Source organism: Undibacterium sp. GW821-FHT07F11 (assembly GCF_059418665.1).
In genome coordinates this window covers 414,369-418,632 of the sequence record NZ_JBWKQH010000007.1, presented here as the reverse complement: position 1 = coordinate 418,632, position 4,264 = coordinate 414,369, and the positions used below count along the sequence as shown (strand labels likewise).

Annotated in this window: 5 protein-coding genes and 1 pseudogene; 3 read left to right on the top strand and 3 right to left on the bottom strand. The window is 50.1% G+C overall.

Going from position 1 to position 4,264, the window contains the following annotated elements; translation table 11 throughout:
* Nucleotides 1-345: pseudogene (locus AC07OI_RS19735) on the top strand (hypothetical protein); the annotation flags it as partial.
* A gap of 111 nt (nucleotides 346-456) precedes the next feature.
* Nucleotides 457-768, top strand: coding sequence for a hypothetical protein (locus AC07OI_RS19730; protein ID WP_495258427.1), 312 nt, complete (start codon nucleotides 457-459; stop codon nucleotides 766-768).
* Between the two features lie 276 nt (nucleotides 769-1,044).
* On the opposite strand, the gene AC07OI_RS19725 is transcribed toward AC07OI_RS19730, so the two are convergent.
* A complete protein-coding gene (locus AC07OI_RS19725) occupies nucleotides 1,045-1,584 on the bottom strand; it encodes a DUF4399 domain-containing protein (RefSeq protein ID WP_495258426.1) in 540 nt (179 codons plus the stop codon).
* Between the two features lie 283 nt (nucleotides 1,585-1,867).
* On the opposite strand from AC07OI_RS19725, the gene AC07OI_RS19720 reads away from it, so the two are divergent.
* Nucleotides 1,868-2,320, top strand: a complete 453-nt coding sequence (locus AC07OI_RS19720) for a GNAT family N-acetyltransferase (protein WP_492701411.1) — start codon at nucleotides 1,868-1,870, stop codon at nucleotides 2,318-2,320.
* Between the two features lie 231 nt (nucleotides 2,321-2,551).
* Here AC07OI_RS19720 and AC07OI_RS19715 read toward each other — a convergent pair whose 3' ends face one another.
* Nucleotides 2,552-3,139 (bottom strand): HNH endonuclease, encoded by a 588-nt coding sequence (locus AC07OI_RS19715; protein ID WP_495258425.1) that lies wholly within the window; start codon nucleotides 3,137-3,139, stop codon nucleotides 2,552-2,554.
* 306 nt (nucleotides 3,140-3,445) lie between these two features.
* A partial coding sequence (locus AC07OI_RS19710) for a tetratricopeptide repeat protein (protein ID WP_495258424.1) occupies nucleotides 3,446-4,264 on the bottom strand: 819 nt, incomplete at its 5' end.

Below are 4,264 nucleotides of genomic sequence, written 5' to 3'. Positions count from 1 at the left end.
AAACATAAAGAGGGAAATATCATGAACAAACTGATCACCGCCATCATCGCTTCCACAGTTGTTATGGGTAGCGCATTTGCACAAACACCAGCCAGCGCATCTGCTACAGCTGCATCCAAACCAGCAACAGCTGCCGCTGCAGCCAGCGTAGCGAAATCTGCTCCGGCAGCTAAAGTAGTAGCCGCTTCTGCCTCTGCAACAGCATCTACACCAGCAACACCGGCAGACACCAAGCCCGTGACTGACAAGGCCGCCAAGCATGACAAGCACGCCAGCAAAGACATGAAGAAGATTGAATTGAAACCAGCATCTGCATCCGCCGCAGCCAGCGCAGCATCGAAATAAGTTTCAAACGCCAATAGCAAGAATTTGCACCAGGTATGTACACCGGCAGCATTAGCTGCCGGATAAAAAAACACAGATTTAAAACGCTCACATAATTTAAGGAATCTCACCATGAACAAGCTCATTACTGCCCTGATCGCTTCTACTGTTTTGATGGGTAGCGCATTTGCACAAACGCCTGCCGCACCAGCCAAGGCAGCATCTGCCTCTGCAGTTGCCAGCACACCGGCACCGGCAGCCAAAGCAGCGCCTGCATCCGCAATGGCCGCCACACCAGCACCGGCAGCAGAGGCAAAGCCTGCGGCAGAAGCCAAACCTGCGGTAGAGAAAAAAGTGAAGCATGCCAAACATGCCAAAAAGGACAAGAAAGCGGACGATGCTAAGGCAGCACCAGCAGCCGCTGCCCCGGCAGCATCGAAGTAAGCCGCTAAGCCTGCACCCAGGTGGCTATACCATGAGGGTTGCAACTGAAGAGATCGACGTGCCTTTCACTTTGGATCGCACGTCGATTTTTTTTGTGTTTACGCGGCTAAGAATAATCCCGCTACCCAGGCTTTTTCAACCTCGATCAGATGGATACTTGCCTGTGCAGGAATGACGGTTGGGGGCAGGTTCTGCAGCCCATACCGGTGGCGAGTAAAAAAAACGACCACGATAGAGTGGTCGCTTGAACCTTGCACTTTCCGTCCAGGTTTTGATTTACCCCTTGCTCGCCAGCACCTCGATATTGACTTCTTTGCTGGCAATGTAATAAGGTACATGCTGGTGGTTGGCGAACATCAGGCGCAGCTTGTGTTTGCCGGGCGGCAGATTCAGCACGGTTTCTGTTTCGCCTTTGCCAAAATGTTTATAATGCTGGTGCTGGTATTCTTCAGCACTATCAAAGGGAATCGGTTTTTTGATGTCTTGCGGCAGATCCAGGTCGATCAGGATATGGTGATGGCCAGTGCCATCAATATTGCCCGCCTGCACAGGCGCGACACCCATGCCAGAGACTGAAAACGCCACCCTGAAAGGCGAGCGGACTTTGTCACCATCGCGCAGGTTAAGGAAATACAAAGCCTTGTCACCGACCGGGAATGGCAGCGTACGTTCCACTGCATTGCTGCTGCAGACGGTAGTGTCCGGCGTATTGATGGTTGGCGCAGGTTTGCCCTTGTCGGCAGAAAATGTCAGGCAGGGCAGGGCTAGCAATGCTGCCAGGTAGGGTAGACAGTCTTTTTTGAGCTGGAGTTTCATCTGGATGCCTCTCTGTGGATGGGCCGGAAAACAGATTTTATTATAGAAATTAACAAAGGGATGACAATGTTTTTTATGTTCGTATAGTCGGTAAGAACATGCGCAGGGCCAGGAAATACGCAATTTCTAAGGCCCGTGCAGTTAACGACAGCAATCAGATTGCAACTGTGTCTCGCAGACAGGACGTTTGCGCTAGCGCAGGCAATGTGCACACCATGCACATGGTGCGGCATTGCACATGGCGATCTGATTTTGCAATTGATCCAATCTTACGGACGACCATATGAATATACGAACTTATTTAAGCAGCGACTGGCCACGCCTGTGCGCCATCCACGACGCAGCGCGCGTGTTTGAACTGCAGGCAGCGGGTTTGCCAGACGCCTACCTGACGCTGGAGCAAACCGGCAAAAACGAAGGCCTGTTCGACGGCGACATCGTCGTGGCAGAACTTGACGGCCAGGTACAAGGCTTTGCCGCCTGGAGTGAAGGCGAACTGACCTGGCTTTACGTAGACCCGGCCAGCTTCAAGCAAGGCATAGGCAGGCAGTTGCTGCGTCACGCCATCCAGATCCACAACGGCAAACTCGACACCGAAGTCTTGCTCGGCAACGAAGCCGCACTCGCCCTTTACCTGAGCGAAGGCTTCAGGATCGCCGAACACTCGCAAGGCAAGCTGGCCGGCAATGAAAGCTTCAGCGCGTCCGGGTATGTGTTAAGACTTGGGGGAGACTGAAGAAGCCTTGTGCGTTACATGTAGCAGATATTGCTGATTTTTTTCAGCATACGGCGATTCATACGGCGCATTGAAATGCGCCGTATGTCACGGTCACTTTGAACGGGAATTTGTTATTGTTGCTGGCATGCGGTGATTGTGCTGCGCTGATCGTATTTACGTAGCTGATAGCATTTGTGCGGGCTACACTTGCAAGGCCCCGGATTGCATTATCCGCTCCAGCCCGTCCCATTAAGATTTTACCGGTGGCCTCGATCTAGGGTCACTTAAACCAAGTTGCTCGAGGGTGTAGTTCATCTTTCCGTAGTTGCAGGCGGCACATGTGATGACAAGGTTGTCAAGCGCATTGTCGCCGCCATGGGCATGGGGCACGACATGATCATACTGCGCCCACATGCACTGGAAGGCAGCATGCTGGGCTGTATTGGATCTGCCCCAAGGCACTACGTCGGGGTAGAGCTTTTGTATGGTCTTTCTTATTTCTGCACGAATCACCGGTATTCCACAGAACCGGCAATGAAATCCATCTCTCTGATGTAAAGCCGCTTTTTCCAATGCGCTTGGCATACGCTCCTGTACTTTGCCAACTGCTGTCGTGTTGTGCTGCTTGTTGACAGATACATAGAGACTTTTTTTACCCCAAATTGAATCTGTCCAAGACCACACCAAAGGGTCATTTGCGAGCGATAACAGTTCGGCAGCCAAGACGCTTCGCCCTGCCAGATGCGCAGAAACTGCCGCATCAAGATAACGGGCCGCATCAAAAATCTCTGATATCGGTGCCCTCAGACAAGGCCGAAGGATTGTGCGTTGATGCATAGCAGTACCTTGCTTGTTGCGGAACGTCAAAATGTGATTGGCAAGTATCGAAAATTATCATGTCGCTTGCATGTGCTCAGGCAGTATAGCTAGCCTGCTTGAAATAACTGTGAATTCCAGGCAAATGAAACAAGCAAGCATAGGTGATTACCGAAGCGAACAATGGGTGCACAGGTACATCAGCATCTGCCAGCACCAGTAAGGGCGCAGATGGCACGAGTACCAAAGCTCATCATGCGCTGGGAATGTGTGCCGCCATATCCCATCTATTACGCATGACTGCTGTGCTGCATGTAGCAGGTTCAGTTATCTTTGGTTTTCCTCAAAATTTTTCTCCATCCAGGCAACAAATTCTGGATGTGATCTGATCAGATCAAAATCCTGGTCGCCATCAATGAATGCTTTATCATTTAATTGGCCAAAAGAAGCGCATTGATCTAGCCATGTTGTTGTCTGAGCGATATCAAGTTTTAACGCAAATACGCAAGCCAGATTGTAAGAGCAACTTCCATTGTTCAATTTTTCTCCTAGCATCAGTAAATCTTGTGCTTCACCTAGAAAGGCGGCGCGACTTTTAGCATCTGGTTCTTTGTGACTTTGTTTTATGAGCATTGTAGCCAGGTTGCTGTAGATATAAAAAGTATCGGGAGAAATGCAAAGTGCTTCTCTGTACTTTTCACTGGCCAATTGCCATTTATTGCTAGCCTTGCTAGGGTCTTTGTTGGACAACACATCTGCTTCCTTACTTAATGCAGTTCCCCAATTATTCAATGCATCATGTCCATCTGGCTTGATAGCAAGCGCCTGGCTAAATTTTTCGCCAGCTAGTTGCCATTTACTGCTGGCCCGATCAGGGGTTGAGCTGAACAACATGCTAGCTTCATTGCTTAATGCCAAGCCCCAATTACTCAATACATCATGCCCATCCGGTTCGATAGCAAGCGCCTGGCTAAATTTTTCGCCAGCCAGTTGCCATTTATTGCTCGCCTGAGCGGTGTTTGTGCTGGACAACATATCCGCTTCCTTGCTTAATGCCGTTCCCCAATTATTTAAAGTTCTATGCTTATCTGGTTTAATGACAAGAGCTTGGCTAAATTTTTCGCCAGCCAGTTGCCATTTATCGGT